The organism is Streptomyces sp. NPDC053079 (assembly GCF_044546695.1).
Taxonomy (GTDB): Bacteria; Actinomycetota; Actinomycetes; order Streptomycetales; family Streptomycetaceae; genus Streptomyces.
The window spans coordinates 72,086-86,669 of sequence record NZ_JBITZJ010000001.1 but is presented as its reverse complement, the minus strand read 5'-3'; the positions used below and the strand labels follow the sequence as shown (position 1 = coordinate 86,669).

The following is a 14,584-nucleotide window of genomic DNA, read 5'->3' as shown; positions in this document are numbered from 1 at the left end:
ACAGGAAGAGAGCACGACGACAGCCATGGCTGACAACACTCCCGCCGGCAGCACGACCGACGGCGCCATCCAGGTGGGCGGGCCGAAGCAGCCCATCGACGCGCGGGTCAGCGCCCCCGCCTCGTACGACGTCGCGGACTTCCCCGTGCCGCACGGCCGCGAGGAGGAGTGGCGGTTCACCCCGCTGACGCGCCTCCGCGGCCTGCACGACGGCACGGCCGTGGCGACCGGCGGCGGCGTCAAGGTCGACGTGAGCGCCCCCGAGGGCGTGACCGTGGAGACCGTCGGCCGCGACGACGCCCGTCTCGGCAAGGCCGGCAAGCCCGTCGACCGGGTCGCCGCCCAGGCGTTCACCTCCTTCGAGAAGGCCTCGGTCGTCTCGATCCCCAAGGAGACGGTGCTCACCGAGCCCGTCCGGGTCGCCGTGCACGGCGAGGGCGGAGTGGCCTTCGGCCACCAGGTCATCGAGATCGGCGCCTTCTCCGAGGCCGTCGTCGTCATCGACCACACCGGTGACGCCACGCTGGCCGCCAACGTCGAGTACCTCATCGGCGACGGCGCCAAGCTCACCGTCGTCTCCGTCCAGGACTGGGACGACACCGCGGTGCACGCCGCCCAGCACACCGCCCTGGTCGGCCGCGACGCCACCTTCAAGTCCGTGATCGTCACCCTGGGCGGCGACCTTGTCCGCCTCCACCCGCGGGTCGTCTACGCCGGCCCCGGCGGCGAGGCCGAGCTCTACGGCCTGTACTTCACCGACAACGGCCAGCACCAGGAGCACCGCCTCCTCGTCGACCACGACACCCCGCACTGCCGCAGCAACGTCGTCTACAAGGGCGCGCTGCAGGGCCAGGACGCCCACGCCGTGTGGATCGGCGACGTGCTCATCCGCGCCGCCGCCGAGGGCACCGACACCTACGAGCTCAACCGCAACCTCGTCCTCACCGACGGCGCCCGCGTCGACTCGGTCCCCAACCTGGAGATCGAGACCGGTGAGATCGTGGGCGCCGGCCACGCCTCGGCGACCGGCCGCTTCGACGACGAGCAGCTCTTCTACCTGATGGCCCGCGGCATCCCGGCCGACGAGGCCCGCCGGCTGGTCGTGCGCGGCTTCTTCGCCGAGCTCGTGCAGCAGATCGGCATCCCCGACCTGGAGGAGCGCCTCATCACCAAGATCGAGGCCGAGCTGGAGGCGTCCCTGGCATGAGCGAGACCGTCTACGTACGCGCAGCCACGCTGAGCGAACTGGAAGAGGACACCCCCAAGCGGGTCGAGATCGACGGCACCCCCGTCTCCCTCGTCCGCACCGAGGGCGAGGTGTTCGCGATCAACGACATCTGCTCGCACGCCAACGTCTCGCTCTCCGAGGGCGAGGTGGAGGACTGCCACATCGAGTGCTGGCTGCACGGCTCCAGCTTCGACCTGCGCACCGGCAAGCCCGACGGCCTGCCCGCCACGCGTCCCGTCCCCGTATACCCCGTCAAGATCGAAGGGGACGACGTGCTCGTCTCCATCACCCAGGAGTCCTGAGTTCCCCATGGCAACGCTTGAGATCCACGACCTGCACGTCTCCGTCGAGGCCGAGAACGGCCCCCGGCAGATCCTCAAGGGCGTCGACCTGACCGTGAAGCAGGGCGAGACCCACGCCATCATGGGCCCCAACGGCTCCGGCAAGTCCACCCTGGCCTACTCGCTGGCCGGTCACCCCAAGTACACGATCACCGGCGGCACCGTCACCCTCGACGGCGAGGACGTCCTGGAGATGTCCGTCGACGAGCGCGCCCGCGCCGGCGTCTTCCTGGCCATGCAGTACCCGGTCGAGGTCCCGGGTGTCTCGGTCTCCAACTTCCTGCGCACCTCCGCCACCGCCATCCGCGGCGAGGCCCCCAAGCTGCGCACCTGGGTGAAGGAGGTCAAGTCCGCCATGGAGCGCCTCCAGATGGACCCCGCCTTCGCCGAGCGCAACGTCAACGAGGGCTTCTCCGGCGGTGAGAAGAAGCGCCACGAGATCCTCCAGCTCGAGCTGCTCAAGCCGAAGATCGCGATCCTCGACGAGACCGACTCCGGCCTGGACGTCGACGCGCTGCGCCAGGTCTCCGAGGGCGTCAACCGCGTCCGCGAGACCGGTGAGGTCGGCACCCTGCTGATCACCCACTACACGCGCATCCTGCGCTACATCAAGCCGGACTTCGTCCACGTCTTCTCGGCCGGCCGCATCGTCGAGTCCGGCGGCGCCGAGCTCGCCGACAAGCTCGAGAACGAGGGCTACGAGGCGTACAGCACGAAGGGCGGCGTAACGGCGTGACCATACTGCTGCCGGGCCTCCTCGACACCGACGCGATCCGCAAGGACTTCCCGATCCTGGACCGCGTGGTCCACGACGGGAAGAAGCTCGTCTACCTGGACAACGCCGCGACCTCCCAGAAGCCGCGCCAGGTGCTCGACGTGCTCAACGAGCACTACGAGCGGCACAACGCCAATGTCCACCGCGGCGTGCATGTGCTCGCCGAGGAGGCCACGGCGCTCTACGAGGGCGCCCGCGACAAGGTCGCCGCCTTCGTCAACGCCCCCAGCCGTGACGAGGTGATCTTCACCAAGAACGCCTCCGAGTCGCTCAACCTCGTGGCCAACATGCTGGCCTGGGCCGACGAGCCCTACCGCGTGGACCACGAGACCGAGATCGTCATCACGGAGATGGAGCACCACTCCAACATCGTGCCGTGGCAGCTGCTCGCGCAGCGCTCGGGCGCGAAGCTGAAGTGGTTCGGCCTCACCGACGACGGCCGGCTCGACCTGTCCAACATCGAAGAGATCATCACCGAGAAGACCAAGGTCGTCTCCTTCGTGCTGGTCTCCAACATCCTGGGCACCGTCAACCCGGTCGAGGCGATCGTCCGCCGGGCGCAGGAGGTCGGCGCCCTGGTCGTCATCGACGCCTCGCAGGCCGCCCCGCACATGCCGCTGGACGTCCAGGCCCTGCAGGCCGACTTCGTGGCCTTCACCGGCCACAAGATGTGCGGCCCGGACGGCATCGGCGTCCTGTGGGGCCGCCAGGAGCTGCTGGAGGACCTCCCGCCGTTCCTCGGCGGCGGCGAGATGATCGAGACCGTCTCGATGCACTCCTCGACGTACGCTCCCGCGCCGCACAAGTTCGAGGCCGGTACGCCCCCGATCGCCCAGGCCGTCGGCCTCGGCGCCGCGGTGGACTACCTCACCTCGATCGGCATGGAGAACATCGCCCGGCACGAGCACGCGATCACCGAGTACGCGATCCGCAGGCTCCAGGAGGTCCCGGACCTGCGCATCATCGGCCCCACCACGGCCGAGGACCGCGGCGCCGCCGTCTCCTTCACGCTCGGTGACATCCACCCGCACGACGTGGGCCAGGTCCTCGACGAGCAGGGCATCGCGGTCCGGGTCGGCCACCACTGCGCCCGCCCCGTGTGCCTGCGGTACGGAATTCCCGCGACCACGCGAGCGTCGTTCTATCTGTACTCCACCCCCGGCGAGGTCGACGCCCTGGTCGAGGGTCTGGAGCACGTACGGAACTTTTTCGGCTGACGGCGAGGGCTGCTGACTGTGAAGCTTGATTCGATGTACCAGGACGTCATCCTGGACCACTACAAGAATCCGCACGGGCGGGGCTTGCGGGACGGCGACGCCGAGGTGCATCACACCAACCCCACCTGCGGCGACGAGATCACGCTGCGGGTGCGGCTGGCCGGTGAGACGATCGAAGACGTCTCCTACGAGGGCCAGGGCTGCTCCATCAGCCAGGCGAGCGCCTCGGTGCTCAACGAGCTGCTGGTCGGCAAGGACCTCGCCGAGGCCCGCCGGATCCAGGAGACCTTCCTGGAGCTGATGCAGTCCAAGGGCAAGCTCGAGCCGGACGACGCGATGGAGGAGGTGCTGGAGGACGCGGTCGCGTTCGCCGGCGTCTCCAAGTACCCGGCGCGGGTGAAGTGTGCTCTGCTGAGCTGGATGGCGTGGAAGGACGCGACCGCCCAGGCGATGGGCGGGGACCGCGAAGACACAGCAAGGAAGACCGCATGAGCGACAATGCAGAGGTGGCCACCACCAAGCCGGCCACGGAGGAGGAGGTCCGCGAGGCCCTCTACGACGTGGTCGACCCCGAGCTGGGCATCGATGTCGTCAACCTCGGCCTGATCTACGGCATCCACATCGACGACGCCAACATCGCCACCCTCGACATGACGCTGACGTCCGCGGCCTGCCCGCTGACCGACGTCATCGAGGACCAGGCGAAGTCCTGCACGGAGGGCATCGTCAACGAGCTCCGGATCAACTGGGTCTGGATGCCGCCGTGGGGCCCGGACAAGATCACGGACGAGGGTCGCGAGCAGCTGCGCGCGCTGGGCTTCAACGTCTGAGCGCAGGGCACCGCGCCTCCCGCACACCGCATCGGCCCGCTTCCTGACCCGGTCAGGAGGCGGGCTGATGCGTTGTGGCGCAGTGGATGCCGCCACCGCCCTCGGCGAGGGCGTGGATCTCCACGGTCCGTACGTCGCGCCCCGGGTGCAGGGCGCCCAGCAGGGCCGCCGCCTCCTCGTCGGCGCCCCGGTCGCCGAAGCGGGGCACGACGACCGCGCCGCCGGGCCCTCCGGTGACGTAGTAGTTGACGTAGCTGCCGAGGAAGTCGGGGCCGCGGTCGCCGAGCTCGGCGGGGTCGGGCTCCGGCAGGTCGATGATCTCCAGGACACGGCCCTCCGCGTCGGTGGCCGCCTCCAGCGCGGCCCGGGCCCGCTCGTACACCCGCGTCCACACATCGGGCCGCGGCGAGCGCGGCGGGCGGCTGAGGAGGACCTCGGCGGGGCCCACGAAGCGGGCCAGGGAGTCGATGTGGCAGTCCGTGATGTCCGCGCCGCGCACGCCCTCGACCCAGATCACCTTGCGGACGCCGAGCAGGGCGGTCAGCTCCCGTTCGATGTCGTCCCGGGTGCGGCCCGGGTTGCGGTTGTCGTTGACCAGGGAGGACTCGGTGACCAGGAGGGTGCCCGCGCCGTCGGTCTCCAGGGAGCCGCCCTCGGCGACGAAGGGGGCCTCGACGCGCGGGACGCCGAACCGCTCCAGCACGCGCCGGGCGACCCGGCCGTCGCGGCCGTGCTCCTGCTTGCCGCCCCAGCCGTTGAAGCGGAAGTCGATCCCGTGGACGGTGCCGTCGGGCGCGGTGACGAACACCGGCCCCGTGTCCCGCAGCCACACATCGTCCACCGGCACCGGCACGACCTCGACGGCACCCCCGCACGCCGTGGCGGCCTCCTCCGCGTCGTCCGGCCCCGCGAGCAGCACGACGGGCTCGTACGCGGCGATCGTGAGGGCGATCGCGGCGACGTCCGCGCGCACCTCGGCCACGTGCCGCCCCCAGCCGGAGTCGGCGGGCGGCCAGCCCAGGAAGGTCCGCGCGTGCGGCAGCGACTCGGACGGAAAGTGGTTCATCGCCGGTCACAGGCCGCCGGTGAACAGCAGCCGGTTGGGGGTGCCCGGCTTGATGTCCCTGGCCACGTTCTTGGTGGACTGCTCGATGAGCCAGTTGACGACCGTCGTCGACGAGGCCGCCGGGTTTCCGGCCTTGTAGAGCGCCGCGACGCCCGCCACGTGGGGGGCGGCCTGGGACGTGCCGCTCTTCGTGGACGTGCCGCCGCCGTTCCGGTCGGAGACGATGTCCGCGCCGGGCGCGAGGATGCGGGCGCACGGGCCGTAGTTGGTGAAGTCGGTCATCTGGTCCAGCTGGTTGGTCGCCCCGACCGCGAACGCCGCGAGCGCGCCGGCGGGAGAGTGGTCGCAGGCGTTCTCGTTCTCGTTCCCGGCCGCGACGACGGGCGGCACGCCCTTGCCCGCGACGCTGCCGACGGCGGTGTTGATCGCCTGCGAGAAGGGGCCGCTGATCGAGGCGTTGAGCACCGAACCGGGGCCCGCCGTCCTGGCCACGTAGTCGAAGCCCGCGATGAACTTGGCGGTCGTCGTCCTGCCCACGCAGTCCAGCACCCGCACGCTGACCAGGGCCGCCTTGCGGGCCACGCCGTACGCCGCACCGCCGACCGTGCCCGCCACATGGGTGCCGTGCCCGCTTCCGGAGGGACAGTCGGCGCCGTTGCCCCCGGCGGTCACGAGGTCGGTGCCGTTCCTCGCGCGGCCGCCGAAGTCGGGGTGGGTGTAGTCGATGCCGGTGTCCATGACGTAGACCGTGGCGCCCTCGCCGGTGGCGCCGGCGTTGAACTGACTGTCCAGGGGCAGGCTGCGCTGGTCGATGCGGTCCAGCCCGTAGGCGTCCGTCCCCACGCGGGGACGGGCACCGGAGGCGCCGGGGGCGCCGGGGCGGACCGCGGTGCCGGGGCCGTCCGGTGTGTCGGCCTGGACGAGGACCGCGTCCTGCTCCACGGCCGCGACGTCGGGGGCGCTGCGCACGGCCTCCAGCTGCTCGGCGCTCAGCCTGGCGGCGAAGCCGGTGAGGGCGTGGGTGTAGATGTAGTCCGGGGTCACGCCCAGCCGACTGGTCAGGGTGCGCGGACTGACCCCCGTGCGCAGCGTGACGATGTAGTGGTCGGGCACGCGCTCACCGGCCGTCGGCCGCAGCGGGGCGGGCCGCCGCGGATCCTCCGCGCCCGGGCCGGCCGAGGCCGCCGGGGCGTTGGCCAGGGGAAGGGCCAGAATGAGCAGGGCCGCTGCGGTCAGACAGCGTCGGGGCAGACTCATGCGGGTTCCGTTCGGTGGCGCGTGCGGGGCGGAGAGCAGGAGCGAGGTGAAGACGACCGGCCCCGGAAGCGGGAGCGGGCTCCCGGAGCCGTCCCCCTATGGATATGTCGACTTTGCTGCCGCTCGCGATCCGGACTGGGCCGACCGGCTGGCGACGCTGGGCCACTCGCGTGAGGCACGCCCCGGACGGGCTCCCACGAGGCGGACGGGGCCCCGGCCGGGCGTGGCCGGACGCCGGTTCGCCTTCGGCGGGCCCGTCCGGTTAGGTTTTCGGACATGACCGATGCTGTTGCCACCACCCGTACCACCACCGGCGCCGTCGCCGCCGGTCTCGCCACGATCGCCGGGGACGGCACCGTCCTCGACACCTGGTTCCCCGCCCCCGAGCTGGTCGCCGAGCCCGGCCCGGCCGGCACCGAGCGGCTCTCCGCCGAGCGCGCCGCCGAGCTGCTGGGCGAGGGCGTCCTCAAGGCCCTCGGCCCGGACCCGCGCCGGGGCGTCGAGGTCGTCGCCGTCCGCACGGTCATCGCCTCGCTCGACGACAAGCCGGGCGACGCGCACGACGCCTACCTGCGCCTGCACCTGCTCTCGCACCGCCTGGTCAAGCCGCACGGCCAGAACCTGGACGGCATCTTCGGCCTGCTCGCCAACGTCGCCTGGACCTCGCTCGGCCCCGTCGCCGTCGACCAGGTCGAGGCCGCGCGCCTGGCCGCCCGGGCCGAGGGCCTGCACCTGCAGGTGACCAGCATCGACAAGTTCCCGCGCATGACCGACTACGTCGCCCCGTCCGGCGTCCGCATCGCCGACGCCGACCGCGTCCGCCTCGGCGCGCACCTCGGCTCCGGCACCACCGTCATGCACGAGGGCTTCGTCAACTTCAACGCCGGCACGCTCGGCACGTCCATGGTCGAGGGCCGCATCAGCGCCGGCGTCGTCGTCGGCGACGGCACCGACATCGGCGGCGGCGCCTCCACGATGGGCACCCTCTCTGGCGGCGGCAAGCAGATCATCTCCATCGGCGAGCGCTGCCTGCTGGGTGCGGAGGCCGGTATCGGCATCGCGCTCGGTGACGAGTGCGTCGTCGAGGCGGGTCTGTACGTCACCGCCGGGACGCGTGTGACGCTGCCGGACGGTGAGGTCGTGAAGGCGCTGACCCTGTCGGGGTCCAGCAACATCCTCTTCCGCCGGAACTCCACGACCGGTGCCGTGGAGGCGCGGCCGTACAAGAGCACATGGGGCGGGCTGAACGAGGTGCTGCACAGCCACAACTGAGGTGGGGGGCGGGATTCTTTTCCCCAGTCCCGCCCCTTCCCGAAACTGGGGCTCCGCCCCAGACCCCGGTCCTCAATCTCCCCCAGCTACCGCTGGGAGGTGCCCCCAGACGGGCTGGATTGTGTGCTCTCGTACGCCTCCAGCAGGGCCTTCGTCCGGTCCGGGGTTGCCGCGCGCAGGGGTGCGCGGACCGGGCCGGACGGGAGGTTCAGGGCGTTCAGGAGGGCCTTGGCCGTGACCGTGCCGGGCAGGCCGGCGGCCATCATCAGTTCGACCAGCGGCAGCGTCCGCTGGTGGTGGCGTGTCGCCTCGGCGTTCGCGCCGCGGTCGTAGGCGTCCAGGGCGGCGGCGATCGCCGGACCCGCGACGTTGGCCACCGTGCTGACGTAGCCGGCGGCGCCCACCGCCCGCAGCGGGAGGTTCAGCTCCTCGCAGCCGGAGTAGTAGGCCAGGCCGGTCGCCGCGATCACCTTCGCGCTGCCGAGCAGGTCGTACGCGCAGTCCTTCACGCCGGCGATGCGCGGGTGCTCGGCCAGAGCCAGCATGGTGTCCGGCTCGATGCGGGTGCCGGTGCGGCCGGGGATGTCGTAGAGCATCACGGGGACGCCGATCGCGTCGGCCACCGTGCGGAAGTGGGCGGCGACGTCCTCCTGCGGCGGCCTGCTGTAGTACGGGGTGACGACCAGCACCCCCTGTGCCCCGGCCCGTTCCGCGGCCCGGGCCAGCTCCACGGTGTGCCGGGTGTCCGCCGAGCCGACGCCGGCCGTGATCCGGGCGCGGTCGCCGACCGCCTCGGCGACGGCCGCGATCAGCGCGCTCTTCTCCGCGTCGCTCGTGGTCGGCGACTCGCCGGTGGTGCCGTTGAGGACGAGCCCGTCGCAGCCGCCCTCGCCCACGAGGCGGTCGGCGAGGCGCTGCGCGCCGTCGAGGTCGAGGGCCCCGTCCGGGGTGAACGGGGTGACCATCGCGCAGACGGTACGGCCGAAGGGGCTGGTGGGCGGCATGGCGTCACTCTCCGGGTCGGGGTCGGTGCCTCCCCGGATTCTGGGCCCCTTCGACCGTACAGGTCTATTTAAATGTTCTGCCTGGTTCCGCTAAGTGCTGCTACGGCTTCCAGCGGAGCACCTGCGGGTCGTGGTCGCTCGCCTGGTCGGCGAACTCCGCGTTGACGTGGACGATGTCGTAGTCGACCCGCCCGAGGTGGCGGCTGGTCAGGATGTGGTCCAGGACCTGAGAGTTGCCCTGGTAGACGTAGCCGTAGCGCTCCTTCTTCGGGAGCCGGTCCACCTGGTCCGTCAGGACGCCGCCGGCGGTGAGGGCCTTGAGGGCGGGGGAGAACTGGTAGTCGTTCAGATCGCCGGCGACGATCACGTTCGCGCGCTTGTCGGCGGCCAGCAGCTGCTTGACGAAGGCGTTGACGGACTGCGCCTGCTGGAGGCGCTGGGTCTCCGAGGTGCGGGCGGGGGGCTGGAAGCGGCTGTCGACGCCCTGGTCGCCGCCCTTGGAGTTGAAGTGGTTGACGACGACGAAGACGTCCCGGCCCCGGAAGGAGAACTGGCCCGCCAGCGGCTTGCGGCTGTTCGTCCACGCGGGGTTCGCCGGGTCGATGCGGCCCGGGGAGGCGGACAGAGCGGCCTTGCCGCCCTCGCGGGAGACCTTCACCGGCGTGGTGGCGTCGCCGCCCGGAACGTCCTTGAACGAGACGCGGGCGGGGTTGAAGAGGAAGGCGGTGCGGATGTTGCCGCCCGGCTGGCCGCCGTCCTTGCCGTCGACCGGGTTGATCTGGCGCCACGCGTAGGCCGGGCCGCCCGCCGCCACGATGGCGTCGGTGAGCTTCTTCAGCGTCTGCCCGGCGTCCACGACGCCGTCGTTCGTCGTGCCGTTGTCGTCCTGCACCTCTTCCAGGGCGACGACGTCGGGCGAGGCGAGGTTGGTCACCAGCGCGGCCGCCAGGCGGTCGAACTTCGCCTGCGGCGTCTTGGGGGAGAGGTTCTCGACGTTGTACGTGGCGACCGCCAGCTCGTCGCTCTTCTGCTTGCGCGTGGTCTCGCGCTGCAGCTTGCGGTCCTTGAGCGTGCCCAGCTCGGTGGCCTGGAGGGTGTAGCCGCCGAAGTTGTCGTAGTCCAGCGGGCCCGCGGTGGTGCCGGTCAGCTCGTCGCCGACGTTCGCGACGGGGAAGGGGTGCTGCGCGTAGGGCAGCAGCGAGACGACCTTGACCCGGCCGGCGTTGGGGTCGGCGTAGGAGCCGTAGACGGTGCCGCCGCGCTGGGTGCGGTTGTGGCGGGGGTCGGTGGTGACCCACAGGTCCTTGTGCTCGCTGGTGGCGCCGACGACGGGGGCGTCGCGGACCTCCACCCGCATGCCCTCCAGGGACTCGTAGCGGTCCAGGGCGTAGCGGCCCGGCTTGAGCGGGAGCTTCTCGATGGAGCCGCCGTGCGCGTCGGGCGCGTACGCGGCCGGGACGGTCGACGGGCGGAGCCGGACGGCGGCGGGGAGCGCGTTGCCGGAGGACTTGACGGTGACGGTGGGCTTGGTGAGCTGGGTGACCGACTGCAGGCCGGCCGCCTCGCCGCCCGGGTAGTACTCGGTGACGGTGGCGGAGACGCGCACGTCGTCGCCGACGGCGACGGCCGGGGCGTCCTTGCCGGTGAAGACGAACACGGCCTCGCTGGTGGCGTCGTCCTTGTCGGGGGCGGTGTCCTGGATCCAGAAGCCGCGAGCCGAGCCGAAGTTCTTGACGGCCGTGACGATGCCGGGAACGTCCGTCACCTGCCGGCCCGCGAACGGGGAGATGCGGGTGGTGCCCTGGATGTCGTGGACGCGGACGCCGGCCCCGTCGCCGGTCCCGTCGGTCGCGCTCGCGGACTGGGCGGGGACGAGCAGCCCGGCCGCGAGCGCGCCGGCTATGAGAGTGCCGACGGTCGCGGTGCGGTGACGCGAGGGGCGGCAGGTGGGCAGCACAAAGGCCTCCGGGTGGAGTGAGGGGGGTTGATCGAGGGTTGATCATGTGGTGCCGGGTGATTACACGCCGTCACGAATGCGGCACGCAATCTACGCGCGTCAATTTCGTGTGCCGGTGGGGCTGTTGTCAAGGGTTGTGCGGTGTGGGGTTGGTCTTGCCGTTGCTTCGGCCTTTCGCCGACCGGGTCCGGGGCACAGCCCCGGTCGCGGGAAGGGGCGGGTTGGGGGAAGAACCGCGCTGCCCACGGCCTAGGCTTGCTCCCTGCGCGCCCTGAACCAACGGCGCGGCCGTCACCACGAGGAGATGACCCCCCTGATGTCCGGAGATCGCCCCACCATGCCGCCGGTGCGGCTCCCCTCCGACGCCGAGCTCGCACGCGACGCGCTCAGCGCGCCGCTGTTCGCCCGCGCCGCGAAGCTCGCCCGCTGGGCCGGCGAGGGCACCCCGGTCGGCGCGGGCGGCGAGCTCCTCGCCGGGCAACTGCGCGACGCCACCGAGCTCCTGGGCCTGGGGGACGACGAGGACGGCGCCGCCTACGCCGCCGAGGCGTGGCAGCTCGCGCTGGACACGGGCCTGGTGGAGTTCACGGAGGAGCCGGACGCGGAGGCCGTGGACGCCGACGCCGACGAGCCGTCGGGCACCGCCGTCGCCGGCGAGGAGCTCGCCACGCTCACCTCCGGGAGCCCGCAGGACGTCCTCGAGCTGTGGCTCGGCGGCCTGGAGACCGTCCTGGCCGACGCCGCCGCGCCCGACCTCGGCGACCTCGTCGAGCAGCTCACCGACTCGGGGACCGGCGACATCGACCTCGACGCCCTCGACTGGAACCCCGAGGAGGAGGCCGACTTCCTCGACGGCATCCTCGGCAACCTCTACCTGCTCACCGCCCTCGACGAGGGCTCCGCCGAGCGGCCCGTGCCGCTGCCGGCGCTCGCCGCGTCCATGATCGTGCCGGACGACATGGACGAGCCCACGGACGACGTCCTCGAAGAGGTCTCCGACGCGATGATGCGACTGGACGACCAGTTCCGGATCCTCGCCCCGACCGGGATCGTGCAGTACCGGCCCGTCGACGAGTCCCTCATCGAGGTCGTCGACGGCGAGGGCCACATCCGCGAGTCCGTCGACGGCGTGACCTCCGAGCTCCCCGAGGAGGAGGACGTCAGCCGCTACGGCATGGTCGCCCTCACCCCGCTCGGCGTCTTCGCGGTACGGGCACGGATGCTCGAGGCCGGCATCGACGCCCCCGTCGTCGGCGACCTCGCCGAGTCCGGCGCCGACGAGCTGCTGGCCGCCCTGCCCGGGCACCCCGGCCCCGCCGTGCGCGCCGAGGCCGAGCTGTGGCTCGCCCGGCGCACGCCGCTGGACGCCGCCCGCGAGCTGCTGGCCGCCGCGCGCGGCGCCGACGAGGAGGCGCCCGGCCGCCGCCTGGTCTGCCAGCAGACCCTCTCCCTCGTCGGCGCCGAGGCCGAGCCCGCGCTGCGCGAGGTCCTCGACGACCCCCAGCTCGGCGGCCTCGCCCGCGTCTGGCTCGCCGACCACGGCGTCACGGACGTCCCCGAGCCCAAGGAGGACATGGTCTTCTGGCTGACCATCGACACCATCGCCGCGCAGCTGGCCGCCGAGGGCGACTCGGAGGAGCTGCGGGGGCTGGTGGAGGGCCTGGTCGGCCGGCACAGCGGCTTCTTCGACGCCGCGTGGAAGGTGGACCACCCGGCGACGGCGGACGTCCTGGAGGCCATGGGCCACCTGCACCCCGACAAGAAGATCGCGAAGGAGGCCCGCAAGGCCGCCTTCAAGGCCCGCTCCCGCGCGTAGCCCTTCTCCGGGGGCGCCCCCCTGTACCGGGCGCCCCCCACCGTGCCGGGCGTGTGCCGCCCCCGTTTCGTCGCGGGGGTGTCGGCGGGTGTTCATCCGCCATTCGGTGGGGAACGGGAACGTAAGCGCCGTCCGGGTCCGCCTCGCGGGGTCCGGGCGTCGAGCCGTCGTTCCCGGGCCCTGGAGACGTAGATGACCCTCAGCCGAAGAGACTTCGCCACGCGCACCGCGTTCACCGGCGCCGGGGTGGCGCTGGCCGGCAGCGTCGGCGTGCTCGCCAGCGCACCCGGCGCGCTCGCCGCCGGAGGCGCCGGGGGCGCCGAAGATGTCGTGGGCGACGCGGAGAGCGTCGCCGGCGCCTTCGCGGCGCCCATCGGGTACGGGCCGCTGCTCCCCGACCCCGCCGGCATCCTCGCGCTGCCCGCCGGCTTCTCGTACCGCGTGCTCACCCGCACCGGCGTCACCAAGCTGGAGTCGGGCGAGTACACGCCGTCCAACCACGACGGCACCGCCGCGTTCGAGGGACGTCGCGGAACGACGCTGCTGGTCAACAACCACGAGCTCAAGGGGCCCCGGTCCGCCTGGAAGCACCCCGTGCCGCTCGCCGACGGGCTCGTCTACGACCCCGCCGCCTCCGGCGGCTGCACGGTCGTGGAGGTCGCGGGGCGCGGCGAGCACGTGGCGGAGTGGGTCGGCATCGCCGGTACGTCCACGAACTGCGCCGGCGGCAGCACCCCTTGGGGCACGTGGCTGACCTGCGAGGAGACCGAGGACAAGGCCGGCCAGAACGGCATGACCAAGGACCACGGCTACGTCTTCGAGGTCGACCCGCACGACCGGCGCGCGGGCCGCGACCCCCGGCCCGTCAAGGCGTTCGGGCGGTACGCCCATGAGGCCGTCGTCGTCGATCACGGCCGCGGGCACGTCTATCTGACCGAGGACGCCTCCGGGCCCAACGGGCTGTTCTACCGCTGGACGCCGCCGGCCGGCTTCCGGCACGGGCGCGGCAAGCTGCGCACCCTGTCCGCCGGTGCGGGCGTGCTCCAGGCGTTCAAGTGCTACGACTCGGGCGGCCGGTTCGTCGACGACCTCGCCCGCGCGACGCGCACCGGCACCGTCTACGGCGTGGACTGGGTCGACGTCCCCGACCGCGACGCGCGGTCCGTGCCGGTGCGCAAGCAGTTCAAGGACGGTCAGGTCACCCGGGCCCGCAAGCTCGAGGGCATGTGGTGGGGCGACGGGGGCGCGTACGTCGTCGCCTCCTTCGCCCGGGAGGAGAGCCCGGCCCAGCACGACGGGCAGGTGTGGTTCTACAACCCGCGCCGTCGCACCCTCACCCTGAAGGTGCTGCTCGGCGTCAACAAGGAGCCGGGGCGCGACGGGGCCTTCGACGGGCCCGACAACATCACCGTCTCGCCCTACGGGGGTCTGGTCATAGCCGAGGACGGCGAGGGCGTCCAGCACCTGTTCGGCGCCGCCGAGGACGGGCGCACGTACCCGATCGCGCGCAACGAGCTCAACATCGGCAGCCCCGGCAAGCCGGAGTACAGCGAGTTCACGGGGGTGACCTTCTCGCCGGACGGGCGGACGCTGTTCGCCAACATCCAGGAGCCGGGGATCATGCTGGCCATCCGTGGGCCCTGGAGGAGGCAAGGGCGCCGGGGGAATCCCGGGGCGTAGGGGCCTCGGCTCGCGCCCGTCGTGGTGCGGGGCCGGGGTGGGACGACGGGCCCTTCTGGGGGCTGGATTATTTACGGCCGGGAGCCCCCCGCTGTGTCGTCACCCGGCACCGCGGCCGCAAATAACCCTTACGCCCCCTGC

At 72.2% G+C, this 14,584-nt stretch carries 13 protein-coding genes; 9 read left to right on the top strand and 4 right to left on the bottom strand.

The window, feature by feature from the left end:
• Positions 1 to 25: 25 nt before the first annotated feature.
• The 6 genes from sufD to ACIGXW_RS00410 are packed head-to-tail and all read left to right on the top strand — an operon-like array spanning position 26 to position 4,391.
• A complete protein-coding gene (gene sufD, locus ACIGXW_RS00435; protein WP_071964233.1) occupies positions 26 to 1,207 on the top strand; it encodes a Fe-S cluster assembly protein SufD in 1,182 nt (393 codons plus the stop codon).
• A complete protein-coding gene (locus tag ACIGXW_RS00430) occupies positions 1,204 to 1,530 on the top strand; it encodes a non-heme iron oxygenase ferredoxin subunit (RefSeq protein ID WP_071964234.1) in 327 nt (108 codons plus the stop codon). The genes sufD and ACIGXW_RS00430 overlap by 4 nt, the downstream gene beginning before the upstream one ends.
• Before the next feature lie 7 nt (positions 1,531 to 1,537).
• On the top strand, positions 1,538 to 2,305 hold the full coding sequence (sufC, locus tag ACIGXW_RS00425) for a Fe-S cluster assembly ATPase SufC (protein ID WP_071964235.1): 768 nt from the start codon (positions 1,538 to 1,540) through the stop codon (positions 2,303 to 2,305).
• A gap of 2 nt (positions 2,306 to 2,307) precedes the next feature.
• A complete protein-coding gene (locus ACIGXW_RS00420) occupies positions 2,308 to 3,561 on the top strand; it encodes a cysteine desulfurase (protein WP_360916401.1) in 1,254 nt (417 codons plus the stop codon).
• An 18-nt stretch (positions 3,562 to 3,579) separates the two neighbouring features.
• Entirely contained in the window at positions 3,580 to 4,053 is a 474-nt protein-coding gene (gene sufU / locus ACIGXW_RS00415; RefSeq protein WP_399568406.1) for a Fe-S cluster assembly sulfur transfer protein SufU, read from the top strand.
• Positions 4,050 to 4,391 carry a metal-sulfur cluster assembly factor gene (locus ACIGXW_RS00410; protein ID WP_071965084.1) on the top strand — a complete coding sequence of 114 codons (342 nt, stop codon included), beginning with the start codon at positions 4,050 to 4,052 and terminating at the stop codon, positions 4,389 to 4,391. The genes sufU and ACIGXW_RS00410 overlap by 4 nt, the downstream gene beginning before the upstream one ends.
• A gap of 52 nt (positions 4,392 to 4,443) precedes the next feature.
• Here the strand turns inward: ACIGXW_RS00410 and ACIGXW_RS00405 are convergent, their stop codons facing one another.
• Positions 4,444 to 5,457 (bottom strand): agmatine deiminase family protein, encoded by a 1,014-nt coding sequence (locus tag ACIGXW_RS00405; RefSeq protein ID WP_071965085.1) that lies wholly within the window; start codon positions 5,455 to 5,457, stop codon positions 4,444 to 4,446.
• A 6-nt stretch (positions 5,458 to 5,463) separates the two neighbouring features.
• A complete protein-coding gene (locus ACIGXW_RS00400) occupies positions 5,464 to 6,714 on the bottom strand; it encodes a S8 family peptidase (protein ID WP_399568403.1) in 1,251 nt (416 codons plus the stop codon).
• 276 nt (positions 6,715 to 6,990) lie between these two features.
• On the opposite strand from ACIGXW_RS00400, the gene dapD reads away from it, so the two are divergent.
• Positions 6,991 to 7,986 (top strand): 2,3,4,5-tetrahydropyridine-2,6-dicarboxylate N-succinyltransferase, encoded by a 996-nt coding sequence (dapD, locus tag ACIGXW_RS00395; RefSeq protein ID WP_399568400.1) that lies wholly within the window; start codon positions 6,991 to 6,993, stop codon positions 7,984 to 7,986.
• 86 nt (positions 7,987 to 8,072) lie between these two features.
• Here dapD and dapA read toward each other — a convergent pair whose 3' ends face one another.
• Together dapA and ACIGXW_RS00385 are read right to left on the bottom strand one after the other, a co-directional pair.
• Entirely contained in the window at positions 8,073 to 8,990 is a 918-nt protein-coding gene (dapA, locus tag ACIGXW_RS00390) for a 4-hydroxy-tetrahydrodipicolinate synthase (RefSeq protein ID WP_399568398.1), read from the bottom strand.
• Positions 8,991 to 9,090: 100 nt separating this feature from the next.
• Positions 9,091 to 10,944, bottom strand: coding sequence for an endonuclease/exonuclease/phosphatase family protein (locus tag ACIGXW_RS00385; RefSeq protein ID WP_399570748.1), 1,854 nt, complete (start codon positions 10,942 to 10,944; stop codon positions 9,091 to 9,093).
• A gap of 319 nt (positions 10,945 to 11,263) precedes the next feature.
• On the opposite strand from ACIGXW_RS00385, the gene ACIGXW_RS00380 reads away from it, so the two are divergent.
• Together ACIGXW_RS00380 and ACIGXW_RS00375 are read left to right on the top strand one after the other, a co-directional pair.
• Entirely contained in the window at positions 11,264 to 12,763 is a 1,500-nt protein-coding gene (locus ACIGXW_RS00380; protein ID WP_399568396.1) for a hypothetical protein, read from the top strand.
• 192 nt (positions 12,764 to 12,955) lie between these two features.
• The gene (locus tag ACIGXW_RS00375) at positions 12,956 to 14,443 is read left to right on the top strand and encodes an alkaline phosphatase PhoX (RefSeq protein ID WP_399568393.1); all 1,488 of its coding nucleotides are present in this window, start codon (positions 12,956 to 12,958) and stop codon (positions 14,441 to 14,443) included.
• Positions 14,444 to 14,584 lie beyond the last annotated feature (141 nt).

Coding starts and splice junctions, on each gene's coding strand:
- sufD (WP_071964233.1), top strand. CDS start 26: ATGGCTGACAACACTCCCGCCGGCAGCACGACCGACGGCGCCATCCAG.
- ACIGXW_RS00430 (WP_071964234.1), top strand. CDS start 1,204: ATGAGCGAGACCGTCTACGTACGCGCAGCCACGCTGAGCGAACTGGAA.
- sufC (WP_071964235.1), top strand. CDS start 1,538: ATGGCAACGCTTGAGATCCACGACCTGCACGTCTCCGTCGAGGCCGAG.
- ACIGXW_RS00410 (WP_071965084.1), top strand. CDS start 4,050: ATGAGCGACAATGCAGAGGTGGCCACCACCAAGCCGGCCACGGAGGAG.
- ACIGXW_RS00405 (WP_071965085.1), bottom strand. CDS start 5,457: ATGAACCACTTTCCGTCCGAGTCGCTGCCGCACGCGCGGACCTTCCTG.
- ACIGXW_RS00400 (WP_399568403.1), bottom strand. CDS start 6,714: ATGAGTCTGCCCCGACGCTGTCTGACCGCAGCGGCCCTGCTCATTCTG.
- dapD (WP_399568400.1), top strand. CDS start 6,991: ATGACCGATGCTGTTGCCACCACCCGTACCACCACCGGCGCCGTCGCC.
- dapA (WP_399568398.1), bottom strand. CDS start 8,990: ATGCCGCCCACCAGCCCCTTCGGCCGTACCGTCTGCGCGATGGTCACC.
- ACIGXW_RS00380 (WP_399568396.1), top strand. CDS start 11,264: ATGTCCGGAGATCGCCCCACCATGCCGCCGGTGCGGCTCCCCTCCGAC.
- ACIGXW_RS00375 (WP_399568393.1), top strand. CDS start 12,956: ATGACCCTCAGCCGAAGAGACTTCGCCACGCGCACCGCGTTCACCGGC.